The 16172-nt window shown below is 69.3% G+C and carries 16 protein-coding genes; 11 read left to right on the top strand and 5 right to left on the bottom strand.

The genetic code is table 11. The annotated features are described in order from the left end of the window. The first annotated feature begins 310 nt into the window (after window positions 1–310). The 7 genes from ACIRA5_RS11805 to ACIRA5_RS11775 all read left to right on the top strand — a co-directional run bounded on the left by ACIRA5_RS11805 (window position 311) and on the right by ACIRA5_RS11775 (window position 8131). Entirely contained in the window at window positions 311–1360 is a 1050-nt protein-coding gene (locus tag ACIRA5_RS11805) for a BMP family protein (protein ID WP_403689862.1), read from the top strand. A 264-nt stretch (window positions 1361–1624) separates the two neighbouring features. Then, on the top strand, window positions 1625–3286 hold the full coding sequence (locus ACIRA5_RS11800; protein ID WP_403690685.1) for an ABC transporter ATP-binding protein: 1662 nt from the start codon (window positions 1625–1627) through the stop codon (window positions 3284–3286). Next, entirely contained in the window at window positions 3283–4410 is a 1128-nt protein-coding gene (locus tag ACIRA5_RS11795; protein WP_403689860.1) for an ABC transporter permease, read from the top strand. The genes ACIRA5_RS11800 and ACIRA5_RS11795 overlap by 4 nt, the downstream gene beginning before the upstream one ends. Next, complete coding sequence (locus tag ACIRA5_RS11790) at window positions 4407–5669, top strand: ABC transporter permease (RefSeq protein ID WP_403689858.1); 1263 nt, start codon at window positions 4407–4409, stop codon at window positions 5667–5669. Before ACIRA5_RS11795 ends, ACIRA5_RS11790 begins: the two co-directional genes overlap by 4 nt. Then, window positions 5666–6079, top strand: a complete 414-nt coding sequence (locus ACIRA5_RS11785) for a cytidine deaminase (protein WP_403689856.1) — start codon at window positions 5666–5668, stop codon at window positions 6077–6079. Before ACIRA5_RS11790 ends, ACIRA5_RS11785 begins: the two co-directional genes overlap by 4 nt. 88 nt (window positions 6080–6167) lie before the next feature. Next, window positions 6168–7451 (top strand): thymidine phosphorylase, encoded by a 1284-nt coding sequence (locus ACIRA5_RS11780; RefSeq protein WP_403689854.1) that lies wholly within the window; start codon window positions 6168–6170, stop codon window positions 7449–7451. A 95-nt stretch (window positions 7452–7546) separates the two neighbouring features. After that, entirely contained in the window at window positions 7547–8131 is a 585-nt protein-coding gene (locus ACIRA5_RS11775; RefSeq protein WP_403690684.1) for a Uma2 family endonuclease, read from the top strand. A gap of 64 nt (window positions 8132–8195) precedes the next feature. Here ACIRA5_RS11775 and ACIRA5_RS11770 read toward each other — a convergent pair whose 3' ends face one another. Beyond that, complete coding sequence (locus ACIRA5_RS11770; protein ID WP_403689851.1) at window positions 8196–9116, bottom strand: AEC family transporter; 921 nt, start codon at window positions 9114–9116, stop codon at window positions 8196–8198. Window positions 9117–9261: 145 nt separating this feature from the next. On the opposite strand from ACIRA5_RS11770, the gene ACIRA5_RS11765 reads away from it, so the two are divergent. Further along, entirely contained in the window at window positions 9262–9648 is a 387-nt protein-coding gene (locus ACIRA5_RS11765) for an STAS domain-containing protein (RefSeq protein WP_403689849.1), read from the top strand. Here ACIRA5_RS11765 and ACIRA5_RS11760 read toward each other — a convergent pair. Continuing rightward, window positions 9550–10539 carry a sigma-70 family RNA polymerase sigma factor gene (locus tag ACIRA5_RS11760; protein ID WP_403689846.1) on the bottom strand — a complete coding sequence of 330 codons (990 nt, stop codon included), beginning with the start codon at window positions 10537–10539 and terminating at the stop codon, window positions 9550–9552. The two genes, ACIRA5_RS11765 and ACIRA5_RS11760, sit on opposite strands and share 99 nt — an antisense overlap. A 354-nt stretch (window positions 10540–10893) precedes the next feature. Then, window positions 10894–12183, bottom strand: coding sequence for an MFS transporter (locus tag ACIRA5_RS11755; protein WP_403689845.1), 1290 nt, complete (start codon window positions 12181–12183; stop codon window positions 10894–10896). A gap of 62 nt (window positions 12184–12245) precedes the next feature. On the opposite strand from ACIRA5_RS11755, the gene ACIRA5_RS11750 reads away from it, so the two are divergent. Continuing rightward, the gene (locus ACIRA5_RS11750; protein ID WP_403689842.1) at window positions 12246–13208 is read left to right on the top strand and encodes a LysR substrate-binding domain-containing protein; all 963 of its coding nucleotides are present in this window, start codon (window positions 12246–12248) and stop codon (window positions 13206–13208) included. A gap of 90 nt (window positions 13209–13298) precedes the next feature. Here the strand turns inward: ACIRA5_RS11750 and ACIRA5_RS11745 are convergent, their stop codons facing one another. Continuing rightward, the gene (locus ACIRA5_RS11745; RefSeq protein ID WP_352049144.1) at window positions 13299–14060 is read right to left on the bottom strand and encodes an alpha/beta hydrolase; all 762 of its coding nucleotides are present in this window, start codon (window positions 14058–14060) and stop codon (window positions 13299–13301) included. Between the two features lie 112 nt (window positions 14061–14172). Here ACIRA5_RS11745 and ACIRA5_RS11740 point away from each other — a divergent pair, with 112 nt between their 5' ends. After that, a complete protein-coding gene (locus ACIRA5_RS11740) occupies window positions 14173–15288 on the top strand; it encodes an adenosine deaminase (RefSeq protein ID WP_403689839.1) in 1116 nt (371 codons plus the stop codon). A gap of 180 nt (window positions 15289–15468) precedes the next feature. Beyond that, the gene (locus ACIRA5_RS11735; RefSeq protein WP_095852927.1) at window positions 15469–15822 is read left to right on the top strand and encodes an ATP-binding protein; all 354 of its coding nucleotides are present in this window, start codon (window positions 15469–15471) and stop codon (window positions 15820–15822) included. 103 nt (window positions 15823–15925) lie between these two features. Here the strand turns inward: ACIRA5_RS11735 and ACIRA5_RS11730 are convergent, their stop codons facing one another. Continuing rightward, window positions 15926–16126 carry a PspC domain-containing protein gene (locus ACIRA5_RS11730; protein ID WP_054233643.1) on the bottom strand — a complete coding sequence of 67 codons (201 nt, stop codon included), beginning with the start codon at window positions 16124–16126 and terminating at the stop codon, window positions 15926–15928. Window positions 16127–16172: the final 46 nt, after the last annotated feature.

Raw genomic sequence — 16172 nt, 5'->3', positions numbered from 1 at the left:
GGCGAAAAGATCCAAACGAGGCGGAATCTCGCAAAGTAACATGGTCTGGTACATGGCATCGCATACGTGGATGCCGCGTCGATGGTGTGTCGACACCGCGTCAGCACCGCGTCGACACCGCGCCCGGAGGCCGGGCGCCTTTGCCGAGTAGAAACCCCAGGTGCGCCCTAGGTGTTCGGAGATTGTTCGCCGAGGGTTCAAAACGGTCGGATAACACTCTGGCGACGTGGGTTCTCTGCTATGTCTACGCGCGTTACGCTGCGGCGGAATCAGCGCCTGGTTTGGGCGCCTGCACAAAGGAGTCACGTTCATGCGCCGGGTGTCCCGAATCGCGGTTGCGGGCGTTGCGACCGCATCCCTCGCCGTTGCTCTCTCCGCCTGTGGCGGCTCGTCCACCGAAGCCTCCAGCGGCGGCTCGGCCAAGACCAAGGGCATCGGCCTTGCGTACGACATCGGCGGCAAGGGCGACCAGTCCTTCAACGACGCCGCGTTCGCCGGTTTCCAGAAGGCCGAGACCGACCTCAAGATGAGCGGCCGGGACATCGAGCCGCAGGACGGCGAGTCCGACGCCGACAAGGTGCAGCGCCTGGAGCAGCTCGCCAAGTCCGGCTACAACCCGGTGATCGGCGTCGGCTTCGTGTACGCGCCGGCCATCAAGGAGGTCGCGGCGAAGTACCCGAAGATCACCTTCGGCATCATCGACGACGAGCAGGACAAGGCCGCGAACGTCGCCGACATGGTCTTCCACGAGGAGCAGGCCTCCTACCTCGCGGGTGTCGCCGCGGCGAAGGCCACCAAGAAGGACCACATCGGCTTCGTCGGCGGCGTGGACATCCCGCTGATCCACAAGTTCGAGGCCGGGTACGTCCAGGGCGCCCAGTCGGTCAACCCGAAGATCAAGATAGAGAAGCAGTACCTGACCCAGACGCCCCAGGAGGGTGGCTTCTCCAGCCCCGACAAGGGCAAGGACGCGGCCGAGGGTCAGATCGAGGCGGGCGCGGACGTGATCTACGCCGCCGCGGGCCTGTCGGGTCAGGGTGTCATCCAGTCCGCCGCCTCGCACAAGGTGTGGGCCATCGGCGTCGACTCCGACCAGTACAAGCAGGACGCGCTGGCCAAGTACAAGGACTACATCCTGACTTCGGCCACCAAGGACGTCGCCGGGGCGGTCTACAACCTCGCGAAGTCGGTGGCGGACGGCAAGCCCGAGACCGGCGTCGTCCGTGCCAGCCTCGCCACCGGCGGTGTCGGCCTGGCCGACTCGAACCCGGCGTTCAAGAACAACGCCGACCTGCAGGCCGCGCTGAAGAAGGCCGAGGCGGGTATCAAGGACGGCTCGATCACGGTCAAGACCTCCTGACCGGAGCCCTGATCCCGGCCCAGGTCACGACGTCATCACCAGACGTCGAAACCATGGCCATGGCAACGCTGTAATGGCAGCGTTACGGCCACGGAACGGGGCGTGGGGAGGATGACCTCTTCATGCCCCGTTCGCGCGGCAGAATGCTCGGATCGGATCGGACCGGACCGAAAGTAGTCCGAAAAGAACCCGGTCCGTCCGAGTGCAATTCAAAGCAGGGGCGCTACGCGCGTAGATAGGCCCCTTTTCCAAGGAGAGTGCGCCATCGACGCGTCCAGCAGCCCTCCGCTCACCGCGCAGTCGACCGCGGTCGAGCTGGCGGGGATCACCAAGCGTTTCCCCGGTGTGGTGGCCAACCATGACATCCACCTGACGGTCCGCAAGGGCACGGTCCACGCCCTCGTCGGCGAGAACGGTGCCGGCAAGTCGACGCTGATGAAGATCCTCTACGGCATGCAGAAGCCGGACGAGGGCACGATCGCCATCGACGGTGAGCAGGTCAGCTTCTCGTCGCCCGCCGACGCCATCGTGCGCGGCATCGGCATGGTCCACCAGCACTTCATGCTCGCCGACAACCTCACCGTCCTGGAGAACGTGGTCCTGGGCAGCGAGAAGCTGTACGGCATCGGCGGCGGCGCCCGTAAGAAGATCAAGGAGATCTCCGACCGGTACGGCCTGAACGTCCGCCCGGACGTCCTGGTCGAGGGCCTCGGTGTCGCCGAGCGTCAGCGCGTGGAGATCCTCAAGGTCCTCTACCGCGGCGCCCGCACCCTGATCCTGGACGAGCCCACGGCCGTACTGGTGCCGCAGGAGGTGGACGCACTCTTCGACAACCTGCGCGAGCTCAAGTCCGAGGGCCTGGCCGTCATCTTCATCTCGCACAAGCTGGGCGAGGTTCTCTCGGTCGCCGACGAGATCACGGTCATCCGGCGCGGTACGACGGTCGGCACGGCCGTCCCCGCCGAGACGACCCCTCGCCAGCTCGCCGAGATGATGGTCGGCAGCGAGCTCCCGACCCCGGAGACCGCCGAGTCCACCGTCACGGACAAGCCGGTCATCCAGGTCGAGGGCCTCACGGTCTTCGCCAGCGGTGCCCCCTCCCTCGGCGAGCTCGCCGAGCCGACGGGCGCCGGTCTGCTCAGCGAGGACACCGCCGAGACCGCCGCCGCGGTGCGGCGCATCCTCGACGACGTCACCTTCACCATCCACGCGGGTGAGGTGATGGGCATCGCCGGTGTCGAGGGCAACGGCCAGACCGAGCTCATCGACGCGCTGATCGGCCTCAAGTCCGCGGACGCGGGAGCCATCACCTTCCTCGGCGACGAGATCACGGGGTGGGCCACCCGCAAGCGCCGTGAGAAGGGCATCGGGTACATCCCCGAGGACCGCCACCGCCACGGCCTGCTGCTGGAGTCCCCGCTCTGGGAGAACCGCATCCTCGGCCATGTCACCGAGGCCCCCAACGCGAAGGGCTTCTGGCTCGACATCAAGGGCGCCCAGGAGGACACCAGGCGCATCGTCGAGGAGTACGACGTCCGCACCCCCGGTATCGACGTCACCGCCGCCTCGCTCTCCGGCGGCAACCAGCAGAAGCTGATCGTCGGCCGCGAGATGAGCCACAAGCCGCGCTTCCTGATCGCCGCCCACCCCACCCGTGGTGTGGACGTCGGCGCGCAGGCCGCGATCTGGGACCAGATCCGCGAGGCCCGCCGCGAGGGCCTGGCCGTGCTGCTGATCTCGGCCGACCTGGACGAGCTGATCGGCCTGTCGGACACCCTGCGGGTGATCTACAACGGCAGGCTCGTGGCGGACGCCGACCCGGCGACCGTCACCCCGGAGGAACTCGGCTCGGCCATGACCGGCGCCGCCTCCGGACACCTGGAGCACGTAGCGGAAAGCGCCGCCCCGGAGGACGAGGCCCGATGAAGAAGTTCGACAAGGAGCGCGTGCTCCTCGCGGTGGCCGGCCCGGTCATCGCGCTCGTCGCGGCGATCGCGCTGACCTCGGTCGTGCTGCTCGCCTCGGGCAAGAGCCCGTTCGAGCCGTACTCGCTGATGCTGCAGCAGGCGACGTACTCCGACGTCCAGGTGCTGATCCTCAACCAGGCGTCGCTGTACTACCTGGCGGCGCTCGCGGTGGCCATCGGCTTCCGCATGAACCTGTTCAACATCGGTGTCGACGGTCAGTACCGCCTCGCCGCGATGATGACCGCGGTCGTCGGCACGCACATCGCGCTGCCCGGCGTCCTGCAAGTGCCGCTGCTGCTGCTCGTCGGCATGCTCACCGGCGCCTTCTGGGCCGGCATCGCCGGTGTCCTGAAGGTCACCCGGGGAGTGAGCGAGGTCGTCGCGACGATCATGCTCAACGCGATCGCCACCAGCCTCATCGGCTACCTCACCCTCGACAACATCTGGGGTGTGCAGGTCGGCAACAACAACACGACCGGCGTCATGAAGAAGTCCGGCTGGGTTCCCGGCATCAACCTCGGCTCGGACGTCGGCGAGATCTACGGCCTGGTCTTCCTCGCCGTCCTCATGGGCGTCCTGTACTGGGTGGTCCTCAACCGCACCCGCTTCGGCTTCGACCTGCGCGCCACCGGTGCCTCCGAGACCGCCGCCGCGGCCTCCGGTGTCGACGCCAAGAAGATGGTGCTCACCGCGATGCTGATCTCCGGCGCGGTCGCGGGCCTCTCCGGTCTGCCGCTGCTGCTCGGCGACGCCCACAGCTACAGCCTGAGCTTCCCGACCGGACTCGGCTTCACCGGCATCACGATCGCCCTGCTCGGCCGCAACAACCCGGTGGGCATCGCCTTCGCCGCCCTGCTGATCGCCTTCCTCGACAAGGCGTCCCCGGCGCTCGACTACGCGACCCCGGTGGCGTACGAGAAGGAGATCGCCACGATCATGCAGGGCCTGATCGTCTTCGCGGTCGTCATCTCCTACGAGGCCGTACGTGTCTGGGGCCAGCGCCGCCAGCAGAAGCGGGTCGGTGAGGAACTGGCCGCGGCCGCCGCCAACAACAACTCCCCGAAGGAGGTGGCTGCCCGATGAGCACCGCGACCGTCGCCAAGCCGCAGGCGCAGCAGCCCGGCAAGGGCAGCCGCCGATTCTCGCTCCCCGTGCTCCTGCTGATCATCGCGGGCGTGCTCGTCCTGACCTCGGTCGTCCGCCTGATCACCGGCGCGGACGGCATCACCTCGACCGGACAGATGTCCACGGCGCTGCGTCTCGCGGTGCCGATCGGCCTCGCGGGCCTCGGCGGCCTGTGGTCCGAGCGCGCGGGCGTCGTCAACATCGGCCTCGAAGGCATGATGATCCTCGGCACCTGGTTCGGTGCCTGGGCCGGCTATCAGTGGGGTCCGTGGACCGGTGTCGCCTTCGGCATCATCGGCGGCTGCCTCGGCGGCATCCTGCACGCCATCGCCACGGTGACCTTCAACGTCAACCACATCGTCTCCGGTGTGGCCATCAACATCCTGGCGCTCGGCACCACCCGCTACCTCTCGAAGTTCACTTTCGAGAACGCGCCGCAGGGCTCCTCCAAGCAGTCCCCGCCCATCGACTCGCTCGGCACCTTCGACATTCCGGGGCTGTCGAGCGGCCTGGACACGCTCAACGGGAAGCACTGGTTCCTGATCTCGGACATCGCGGGTCTGCTCGGCGGGCTGGTCACCGACCTGTCGCCGCTCACGGTCGTCGCCGTGGCCCTCGTACCGGCGACGTGGTGGGTGCTGTGGCGTACGTCCTTCGGCCTGCGGCTGCGCTCCTGCGGCGAGAACCCGATGGCCGCAGAGTCCCTCGGCGTCAACGTCTACAAGTACAAGTACCTCGCCGTGATCATCTCCGGTGGCTTCGCCGGCCTCGGCGGTGCCTTCCTGTCGATCGTCGCGTCCAACGTGTACCTCGACGGACAGACCGCGGGGCGCGGCTACATCGGTCTCGCTGCGATGATCTTCGGTAACTGGATGCCGGGCGGTCTCGCCCTCGGAGCGGGTCTGTTCGGTTACACCGACAGCCTCAACCTGCGCGGCGGCACCACCAACGTGCACGCGCTGATCCTGCTGATCGCGATTCTGCTGGTCTTCGGCGCCGCCTACCTCGCGTGGAAGAAGCGGCTCGTGCCCGCGCTGATCACCGCCGCGGTGTCGGCGCTGATGTTGGTCTGGTACGCCACCACCAGCGATGTCCCCAAGCAGGTCGTGAGCGCGACGCCGTACATCGTGACGCTGCTCGTTCTCTCGCTGTCCGCACAGCACCTGCGGATGCCGAAGGCCGACGGCATGCCGTACCGGAGAGGACAGGGCAAGTGACGTCCGCCGACGCCGGGCCCGCGGCCGTCGACTGGGAGGCTCTGCGGGAGCACGCGCGGGACGCCATGTCCCGGGCGTACGCCCCCTACTCGGGCTTCCCGGTCGGCGTCGCGGCCTTCGTCGACGACGGCCGGACCGTCACCGGCTGCAACGTCGAGAACGCCTCGTACGGGCTCGGACTGTGCGCCGAGTGCGGTCTGGTCTCCCAGCTGCTGAACACCGGTGGCGGTCGGCTGACGCACTTCACCTGCGTCGACGGACAGGGCGAGATCCTCGTCCCGTGCGGACGCTGCCGTCAGCTGCTGTACGAGTTCGGCGGGGCCGAGCTGCTCCTGGAGACCCCGGCCGGAATCGTGCCGCTCTCCGAGATGCTGCCGCAGGCCTTCGGGCCGGAGAATCTCACCAAGTAACGCCTGCGCGGCCCCTCCCGACGACCGGACGATGAAACGACCGATCGGGAGGGGCCGCGGATTTTCGGAAGTCTTCGGAAGGAAAGCCATGGCCATGGACGCCGTCTCCGTCATCCGCACCAAGCGGGACCGCGCCGAGCTCAGCGACGCGCAGATCGACTGGGTCATCGACGCGTACACCCGCGGCGAGGTCGCCGACTACCAGATGGCCGCCCTCAACATGGCGATCCTGCTCAACGGCATGAACCGTCGCGAGATCGCCCGCTGGACCGCCGCGATGATCGCCTCCGGCGAGCGCATGGAGTTCTCCGCCCTCTCCCGCCCGACCGCCGACAAGCACTCCACGGGCGGCGTCGGCGACAAGATCACCCTCCCGCTGGCGCCGCTGGTCGCTGCCTGCGGCGCGGCGGTCCCGCAGCTGTCCGGACGCGGCCTCGGCCACACCGGCGGCACGCTGGACAAGCTGGAGTCGATCCCCGGCTGGCGCGCCCTGCTGTCGAACGAGGAGATGCTGAACGTCCTCGACACGACCGGTGCGGTCATCTGCGCGGCGGGCGACGGCCTGGCCCCGGCCGACAAGAAGCTCTACGCGCTCCGTGACGTCACCGGCACGGTCGAGGCGATCCCCCTCATCGCCTCCTCCATCATGTCGAAGAAGATCGCGGAGGGCACGGGCTCGCTGGTCCTGGACGTGAAGGTCGGCACCGGCGCCTTCATGAAGACCATCGAGGACGCCCGCGAACTCGCCTCCACGATGGTCGGGTTGGGAACCGACCACGGCGTGAAGACGGTCGCGCTCCTGACGGACATGTCGACCCCGCTGGGCCTGACGGCGGGCAACGCGCTGGAAGTACGGGAGTCGGTGGAGGTCCTGGCGGGCGGCGGTCCGGCCGACGTCGTCGAACTCACCATCGCCCTGGCCCGCGAGATGCTGGACGCGGCGGGCATCAAGGACGCCGACCCGGCGAAGGCCCTCGCGGACGGCTCCGCGATGGACGTCTGGCGCCGCATGATCGCCGCGCAGGGCGGTGACCCGGACGCCGCGCTGCCCACCTCCCGCGAGCAGCACGTGGTGACGGCCCCGTCCTCCGGCGTCCTGACCCGTCTGGACGCCTACGACATCGGCATCGCCGCCTGGCGCCTGGGCGCGGGCCGCGCCCGCAAGGAGGACCCGGTGCAGGCCGCCGCGGGCGTCGAACTGCACGCCAAGCCCGGCGACACCGTCACCGCGGGCCAGCCCCTGCTGACCCTCCACACCGACACCCCCGAGCGCTTCGAGTACGCCCTGGAGTCGGTCGAGGGTTCCTACGACATCGCGGCCGCGGGCACGGACTACAAGGCCACGCCGGTCGTGCTGGAACGTATCGCCTGACCTGCGCTTTCCTCGTACGGGTGAACGGGATCGGTGGACGTCCGCCGATCCCGTTCGGCATGCTGGACTCGGTGACGCACCGATTGGAGACCGCCGTGAGCGCACTCACCGTCGACCACGACCCCGAGCAGAGCTGGGACGAACTCGTCCGGTTCTGGGAGGAGATGGAGTGGCCGGAGGGCAGCAAGGTGGAGATCATCGAGGGGATCGTCACCGTGTCACCCGCTCCCGCATACCACCACAACGTGATCGCGGCGCGAATCCACCGCCGCCTGCTCTCCGTCATCCCCGAGGACTGGGAGGTCTTCCAAACCCTGGCGGTCGCGGTGCCCTCCCGGTTGGGCATGTTGATCCCCGACCTGGTCGTGGCACCTGTGGTGGAGGGGGATGGCCTGAGCAGTCACATCCCCGCAGACATGGCGGAACTCGTCGTCGAAGTCACCTCGAAGTCCAACGCCGTGCATGACCGCGTCAGCAAGCCCGCCGCCTACGCCGCCGGAGGCATCCCCCTCTACCTGCTCGTCGACCGATGGGCGGCCGGCGGCCCGACGGTGACGCTGTACGGCGAACCCACGGGCGACGTCTACCGCGTCCTGCGTGCCGGAAAGTTCGGCGACGCGATCACGCTGCCGGCCCCCTTCGACCTCACCCTCGACACCAGCGTGTTCCCCGTCGACTGACGTACCCGAGGGGCGGCGCCCATTTTTTGTGCGCCGACCTCTGTCGAACGCTGGCTGGCCCCCGTCAGCCGAGCACCGTCGCGATCACCACCAGCACCGGCACCGACAGGATCGTCGACAGGAGGATCGACTCGCGAGCGAGGGTTTCGCCGACCCGGTAACGCGAGGCGTAGGTGAAGAGGTTCTGGGCGGCGGGCAGCGCCGAGGTGACCACGACGTCGAGCAGCGGCGCGCCGTGCAGCCCGAACAGGCCCACGGCCAGGGCCCAGGCGGCCAGCGGCTGGCCCACCGACTTCAGGGCGACGGACAGCAGCACCGGGAAACGGTCCGCGCCCCGGCCGGGCAGCGTGCTGCCGCACAGCGAGATGCCGAACGCCAGCAGCACCGCGGGCACCGACATGTTGCCGATCAGCGTGAGCGGGTCCATGACCGGTCCCGGCAGCGTCAGACCGGTCGCCGACACCGCGACCCCGCTCAGCGAGCCGACCGCGATGGGGTTGCGCAGGGGAGTGATCAGCCGCTGCCACAGGGGGCCCTTCTCGCCGTCCCCCGACAGGTCGAGGACGGTGAGTGCGATGGGCGTGACCATGATCTGCTGGAAGAGCAGTACGGGCGCGACGAGCGAGGCGTCCCCCAGCACGTACACCGCGATCGGGATGCCGAGGTTGCCCGAGTTGACGTAGCTGGAGCAGAGGGCGCCGATCGTCGTCCGGCCCACGCCCCAGCCGCGTACGACCCCGATCGCGACGAAGACCCCGGCCGCCGCGGCCGTGCTCATCGCCGTCACCAGGAGTCGGCTGGAGAAGATCACCGACAGGTCGGCCCGGGCGAGCGTGGTGAACAGCAGGGCGGGGGAGGCCACGTGGAAGGCGAGCTTCGTCAGCACCTCCCGCCCGTTCTCCCCGAGATAGCCGCGGCGTCCGATGACGTAACCGACCCCGATGACGACGGCGATGACCGCGAAGCCCGTCAGCACGCCTTGCACGGTGCCTCCTTCGATCGGAGGAGGCCGTCGGGTATCACGGAAGGCGCTGATTCATGGGGCATACACCCAACCCTCTGGGGCGGGACGGGCGCAGGTCAATGTGATCCTTTGCGGGCGCGCGTCTCGAACGGTTCGGTCCCGCGCGATGAGTTCCGTGCCACCGGCCGGTCTACTGACTGTGGACGCCACGACACCCGCCGTACTCGTGCTGCTCGGCCCCGTCACCCGTGACCAGGTGCCGGGGCTCTGTGACGACGTGCGCGCGCGGCTGGCGGCGACCGGTGCCGGGGTGGTGGTCTGCGATGCCGCGGGCCTCGGTCCACCCGGCCTGGCCACCGTCGACGCCCTGGCCAGGATGCAGCTCGCCGCCCGCCGGGCCGGGGGCCGCGTCCGGCTGCGCGCCCCGGCGCCGCCTCTCCTCCTGCTTCTCGATCTAGTCGGACTTTGCTTCGAGGTGGAGGGGGAGGTCGAAGAGCGGGAACCAGCGCTTGGTGTCCAGGAAGCAGTGGAACCCGGTGATGCGGCCGTCTGAGATCTCCAGCGCCTGGATCGCCCAGGCACTGAAGCCGCCCTCCTCCGGATCCGGCTTGTAGTGCGCGAATCCCGGCAGACCGTTGACCGCGACCGGCAGCAGGCGCGAACCCGCGCAGGAGGCACCGAGGGTCGTCATGAAACCGGTGATGTCGCCCGTGCCGCGCAGCCACAGGTCGAACGGCGGCATCGTCATGATCGCGTCCTCGTGGAGCAGCGCGGTGAGCGCCGTCATGTCGTACCCCTCGAACGCGGCGACATAGCGCTCGAGCAGCTTCTGCTGCTCCTCGTCGAGCGGGTCGGAGACGGCTGCCTCGGCGCTGTCGCTCTCCGCGAGGGTCGCGCGGGCCCGCTGCAACGCGCTGTTGACCGAGGCGACCGTCGTCCCGAGCAGCTCGGCGACCTCCGACGCCTTCCAGGCCAGGACCTCGCGCAGGATGAGCACGGCGCGCTGCTTGGGCGGCAGCTGCTGCAGGGCGGCCATGAAGGCAAGGCGCACCGACTCCTTGGCCACCGCGGCTTCGGCGGGGTCACTGACCGTGGGCAGCATGCGCGCGTCGGGCATCGGCTCCAGCCAGGTGTTGTCCGGGCGCGGGGTGAGCGCCGCCTGAGCCAGGGGTGAGGGACCGGTCAGATCCATCGGACGTGCCCTCCGGTTGCCCGCGTTCAGCATGTCGAGGCAGACGTTGGTGGCGATCCGGTACAGCCAGGACCGCATCGACGAACGGCCCTCGAACTTGTCGTAGCTCCGCCAGGCGCGGACCATCGTGTCCTGCACCGCGTCCTCCGCCTCGAAGGAGGAGCCGAGCATCCGATAGCAGTACCCGGTCAGCTCGACCCGGTGCTTCTCCAGCCGCACGTCCAGATCTGTCGTCGCCGTACCGTCGCTCATAGCCAACCCACCCCTGTGGCCGTTCCCGTCGCACCGTCGCTTCGTTGCGCCGGCACTTCGGAAGCTACCGCAGCCCACTGACAATGGCCCCCGGAGTGGGAAAAAGCGGAGCTCAGACCAATTGCTTCACGGACATGAGCACATGCCGGTGCACACCGCCCACTTCACCCCCGGTTCAGTCCCCCACTTCGGCCCTGGTTCCGTCCCCCGCCTGGCCCGGGTGGTGGGCCGGGTTGATCGACGCGGAACTCCATGAAAGATCCCCCTGTTCGGGCCGGTTGACCGGGTGGAGGCTGGGCGCCTCCACGGTCAACAGGGTCCGACCAGGGGGATGTGAGGAGCGTCCGGGGGCGCTCAGTGCGCCAGGGCCGGTTCGCGGCGGGCCTGGGTGCGGGCCGCGTGGGAGCCGAGCAGGGTGATCGTGACGACGCCCAGGACCGCGAACAGTCCGAGTGCCACCGTCCCGGCCCACCCGCCTGTGTGGAAGGCGACCGCGCCGAGCGTGCTGCCCGCGCTGGAGCCGATGTAGTACGCGGACTGGTAGAGGGCGGAGGCCTGGGCGCGGCCCTGCTTGGCCGTGTGGCTGACCGACGAGGACGCCACCGCGTGGCCCGCGAAGAAGCCCGCGGTGATCAGCACCAGGCCGAGCAGGACGAGGGGGAGGGAGCCGACCAGGGAGAGGAGCAGGCCGGCGGTCGTGGTGCCGCCCGCCAGGTACAGGGAGCCGCGCCGGCCCAGGCGGGCGGCCAGCCTTCCCGCCGTGGACGCCGACACCGTACCGACCAGGTACACCAGGAAGATCGAGCCGATGATGCCCTGCGGGAGGGAGAACGGGGCCTCGGTCAGGCGGTAGCCGATCACCGTGTAGACCGCGCCGAAGACCATCATGAACAGCGCGCCGATCGCGTACAGCCGGCGCAGCAGGGGGTTCGCGAGGTGGTCACGGACCGTACGGGCCAGCACCCGCGGTCGCAGCGAGCCGGGCGTGAAGTGCTTCGGCGCCGGCAGGAGCATACGGAAGGCGACCGCGCAGGCCACCGCGATGATCCCGATCGTGGCGACGGCCACCCGCCAGCCCCACTCCTGCGCGACCCAGCCGGTGATGACCCGGCCGCTCATCCCGCCGACGCTGTTGCCCGCCACGAAGAGGCCGATCGCCGTGATCAGGGCCTTGGGGCGGACCTCCTCCGCCAGATAGGCCGTCGCGGAGGCCGGAAGGCCCACCAGCGCCGCACCCTGCACCGCCCGCAGCGCGACCAGCGCGCCGATCGACGGGGCGAAGGGGACCAGGAGACCGACCGTCACCGCGACCGCCAGCGACGCCGTCATCAACGTACGCCGTCCGAACCGCTCCGACAGCGCGCTCATGGGGAGGACGAACAGTGCCAGCGCACCCGTCGCCGCGGACACCGTCCAGCTCGCCTCGCTCGCGCTGACCCCGAAGTCCGTGGAGACGAGCGGGAGGAGGGCCTGCGTGGAGTAGAGGAGCGCGAAGGTCGCCACACCCGCGAGGAAGAGCGCGAAGCTCATGCGGCGGTAGCCGGGCCCACCCGGGGTGAGACGGGAGTCGACGGCGGCGGTGGAGGACGTGACGGAGGAGGTGGCACCCACGGTGGTGGACGCCCCGGTACTGGCGGAAGGCATACCTCGAAACTAAAGAGCCGCCGTTCATCCGTCCAATGCATGGAATCGTCATAATCGTTCCCATGGTGCATCAGCAAAGGTCACAGCCTCACCTGTCACCGTTCAGTGACACAGAAGACAGCGCGGGCATGTCGAGGCTGCTCGCCCCACGCCTCGTGTACTTCGCCGGGGTCGCCCGCACGGAGCACGTCACACGCGCCGCGCAGGAGATGCGGGTCCCCCAGTCGACCCTGTCGCGCGCCATGGTCCGGCTCGAACAGGACCTGGGCGTCGATCTGTTCGCGCGCCGGGGCCGCACGGTCTCCCTCACCCCCGCGGGCCGTACGTTCCTCTCCTCCGTCGAGCGGGCCCTCGCCGAGATCGAGCGCGCCGCCGAGGAGGTGCGCGCGGACGCCGACCCGGCCACCGGCAAGGTCGCGTTCGGCTTCCTGCACACCATGGGCTCGGAGACCGTCCCCGGCCTGATCCGCGCCTTCCGGGCCGACCACCCGCGGGTCCGCTTCAGCCTCGTCCAGAACTACGGCGAGGCGATGCTGGAGGGACTGCGCTCGGGCGAGCTGGACCTGTGCCTCACCTCTCCGGTGCCGGACGCGCCTGACCTGGTGGGCCGTCTCCTCGACGAGCAGAAGCTCCGGCTCGTGGTCCCGGCCGACCACCGCCTCGCCGCCCGCAAACGCATCCGTCTCGCCGAGGCCGCCGACGAGACCTTCGTGACCCTCGAACCCGGCTACGGCATGCGCCGCATCACCGACGATCTCTGCCAGGAGGCCGGCTTCAAGCCCCGCATCGCCTTCGAGGGCGAGGAGGCCGAGACCCTACGGGGCCTGGTGGCCGCCGGCCTCGGAGTCGCCCTCCTGCCCCCACCGGCCGTACCCCGCCCAGGGGTGGTCGAACTGACGGTCACGGCCCCGAGAGCGGTCCGCGAGATCGGAGTGGCATGGCTGGACGGCCACCCGGACACGCTGCCGGTGGCGGCCTTCAAGAAGTTCCTGCTGTCGAGGAGGGGGCACCTGCTACCGGACTGAGGGGCGCAGGCGCCCCGTCTTCAGGGGCGGTTCTCAGGGGCGCGAGGAACTGCGCGACCAGCCCCCACCACGCCGTAGACGAAACACGGCCTAGCGACGCAACGCCCGCCCGAAGCCGGAGGCGAGCGGCATCCGCAACCCCAACGGCGGCGGCGCGGCCAACGCGTCCTCCAGTGGGCGCGACACCCCGTGTCCGAACAACGCCCCCATCACGAAGTCCTGCGACAGCGCGTGCACTTCGGACCGGTACTGGTGCAACCCGTGCCCGTCGGAGTGGACCTCGAACCGGCAGATGTCCCGGTTGGACTTCTTCGCCCGTGCCGCGAGCCGGAAGGACAACTCCGGGTCGGTGCGTTCGTCGTTGGTGCCGTGCACGATCAGCACGCGCCGCCCGGCGAGCTGCTTCACCGGTTCGGGTGGCGCCGCCACGTCGTCCTCGGGCAGCCAGGGGGCGAGCGCCAGAACGGAGTTGACGGCGGTGTGCCCGGCCGCACGCAGCGCCGCCCGGCCTCCCATGCCCACACCGGCGAGGCACACCGGCACGTCCCCGTAGCGGCGTACGACCTCGTCGGCGGCCCAGGACGCGTCGTTCGCGAGATGCGCCTCGCTGCCGTTCCAGCCGCGGAAGCGGTAGTGCACGACATGGGCGGCCAGGCCTTCCGCGTGTCCCGCGCGCATGAGCCTGCGGCCGAGCGCGCGTACGGAGGCGGTCGCCAACATCGGGGACGGTCTGCGCGCGGAGACCTCGTCGCCGCCCGGAAGCAGCAGAACCACTCCGCTGACGGCCGTCGGCTCCGGGCCGATCGTCCTCCCCAGCCGGGCCCTGCGAACCGGCGTCGCTTGCTGTGCCATGACAGAACAGTGTCAGAAGTGACGGTGTACGCCACCCGTCCGCCTGGTCACCGTTACATATCGACGGACGGCTCGACAGGAGATCTACGCGCGTAGGGGCTACAGTGCGAAAATGACGAGCCAGATCCAGAACACCCCGAGCTCGGAACAGATCCGCCGGGCGCCCAAGGTCCTGCTGCACGATCACCTCGACGGGGGCCTGCGCCCCGGGACGATCGTGGAACTCGCCCAGGAGACCGGCTATTCCGGGCTCCCCGAGACCGACCCCGACAAACTCGGCGTCTGGTTCCGCGAGGCCGCCGACTCCGGGTCCCTGGAGCGGTACCTGGAGACCTTCGCCCACACCTGTGCCGTCATGCAGACGCGCGAGGCGCTGGTGCGGGTCGCCGCCGAGTGCGCCGAGGATCTCGCCGAGGACGGAGTCGTCTACGCCGAGGTGCGCTACGCGCCCGAGCAGCATCTGGAGACCGGGCTCACCCTCGAAGAGGTCGTCGAGGCCGTCAACGAGGGCTTCCGTGAGGGCGAACGGCGCGCCCGGGAGAGCGGCCACCGCATCCGGGTCGGCGCCCTGCTCACCGCCATGCGGCACGCGGCCCGTGCCCTGGAGATCGCCGAACTGGCCAACCGCTACCGCGACCTGGGCGTGGTGGGCTTCGACATCGCGGGTGCCGAGGCGGGCTTCCCGCCCACCCGTCACCTCGACGCCTTCGAGTACCTCAAGCGCGAGAACAACCACTTCACCATCCACGCCGGTGAGGCCTTCGGTCTCCCCTCCATCTGGCAGGCGCTCCAGTGGTGCGGTGCGGACCGGCTCGGCCACGGTGTGCGGATCATCGACGACATCCAGGTCGCGGCGGACGGCTCGGTGAAGCTCGGACGGCTGGCCTCGTACGTCCGTGACAAGCGCGTCCCGCTGGAACTGTGCCCCAGCTCCAACCTCCAGACCGGTGCCGCCGACTCCTACGCGCAGCACCCGATCGGTCTGCTGCGGCGCCTGCACTTCCGGACGACCGTGAACACGGACAATCGGCTCATGTCAGGGACGAGCATGTCGCGCGAATTCGAGCACCTGGTCGAGGCGTTCGGTTATTCGCTCGAAGATATGCAGTGGTTCTCTGTCAATGCTATGAAGTCAGCATTCATTCCTTTCGATGAACGACTGGCGATGATCAATGACGTGATCAAGCCTGGATATGCGGAACTCAAATCCGAATGGCTGTTCCAGTAGGCCGCCTCCACCAGCGGTTCCTTGGGGGAACAGGGCTGATCGAAGGAGCGAAAAGCAGCCGGGTCTTCACTTGTTCTCCATGAATCGGCTGCTTTCTTATGTTTGCGGAGGGTGGCTCTGCGTGTTTACGTTTTTGGACCGCTCACATCCCCGTCACACGGATCCAAGGACGCATTCAATATGAAGCAGTCTGCTGCCAAGACCCTCGGTGTCGCCGCTCTCGGTGCCGCATTCGCCGCCGTCGGCGCGGGCGCCGCGAACGCCGCCCCGGCCGTGCCGGACGCCTCCCAGGCGCTGGACACCGTTACCCAGACGCTGCCCGCGCAGAACGCCGCGGCGGCGCTCCCGGGTGCGGGAGAGGCGCTCACCCAGGGGCAGGGTGCGCTCGGCGCGGGGGTGGCCGCGGCCCAGCCCGCCGTCGCGAAGGTCCTTGCCGACGGGCCGGCGGCGCCGGTGGCCGGGCTGCTCGGGGGGCTGCCGCTGCAGGGCCTGCCGACGCACGGTCTGCCGGTGAACGGGCTGCCGCTCGGCTGACGCCTTCCGCTTGTTTCGCTCTTTCGCCTGTACGAACGCCGGTGGGGCGCACCCTGATGGGGTGCGCCCCACCGGCGTGTCATGCCGTGGGTCCGGCCGGGGGTCACCAGGCCGTGCGGGCCTTGTCCTCGGAGGGGAACAGGATCCACAGCGCTATGTAGAGCAGGAACTGCGGGCCCGGGAGCAGGCAGGAGAGAACGAAGATCACGCGCATCGTGGTCGCGGAGGTGCCGAAGCGCCGCGCCAGCGCTGCGCACACTCCGCCGATCATGCGGCCGTTGGTGGGGCGGGCAAGGGCGGTCATGATGGCTCCTTCGTGAACCGTGGCGGGATGCCGGGGTGTGGGGACA

It is taken from the genome of Streptomyces sp. NPDC096311, assembly GCF_044763085.1.
Lineage (GTDB): Bacteria > Actinomycetota > Actinomycetes > Streptomycetales > Streptomycetaceae > Streptomyces.
Note: the sequence above shows the minus strand (reverse complement) of the source record. Positions and strands in the feature narration are given on the sequence as shown.

Excerpts from the sequence above, each read along its gene's own strand:
- ACIRA5_RS11805 (WP_403689862.1), top strand. The coding sequence starts at position 311 with ATGCGCCGGGTGTCCCGAATCGCGGTTGCGGGCGTTGCGACCGCATCC.
- ACIRA5_RS11795 (WP_403689860.1), top strand. The coding sequence starts at position 3,283 with ATGAAGAAGTTCGACAAGGAGCGCGTGCTCCTCGCGGTGGCCGGCCCG.
- ACIRA5_RS11790 (WP_403689858.1), top strand. The coding sequence starts at position 4,407 with ATGAGCACCGCGACCGTCGCCAAGCCGCAGGCGCAGCAGCCCGGCAAG.
- ACIRA5_RS11780 (WP_403689854.1), top strand. The coding sequence starts at position 6,168 with ATGGCCATGGACGCCGTCTCCGTCATCCGCACCAAGCGGGACCGCGCC.
- ACIRA5_RS11765 (WP_403689849.1), top strand. The coding sequence starts at position 9,262 with ATGAGTTCCGTGCCACCGGCCGGTCTACTGACTGTGGACGCCACGACA.
- ACIRA5_RS11760 (WP_403689846.1), bottom strand. The coding sequence starts at position 10,539 with ATGAGCGACGGTACGGCGACGACAGATCTGGACGTGCGGCTGGAGAAG.
- ACIRA5_RS11755 (WP_403689845.1), bottom strand. The coding sequence starts at position 12,183 with ATGCCTTCCGCCAGTACCGGGGCGTCCACCACCGTGGGTGCCACCTCC.
- ACIRA5_RS11750 (WP_403689842.1), top strand. The coding sequence starts at position 12,246 with ATGGTGCATCAGCAAAGGTCACAGCCTCACCTGTCACCGTTCAGTGAC.
- ACIRA5_RS11745 (WP_352049144.1), bottom strand. The coding sequence starts at position 14,060 with ATGGCACAGCAAGCGACGCCGGTTCGCAGGGCCCGGCTGGGGAGGACG.
- ACIRA5_RS11740 (WP_403689839.1), top strand. The coding sequence starts at position 14,173 with ATGACGAGCCAGATCCAGAACACCCCGAGCTCGGAACAGATCCGCCGG.
- ACIRA5_RS11735 (WP_095852927.1), top strand. The coding sequence starts at position 15,469 with ATGAAGCAGTCTGCTGCCAAGACCCTCGGTGTCGCCGCTCTCGGTGCC.
- ACIRA5_RS11730 (WP_054233643.1), bottom strand. The coding sequence starts at position 16,126 with ATGACCGCCCTTGCCCGCCCCACCAACGGCCGCATGATCGGCGGAGTG.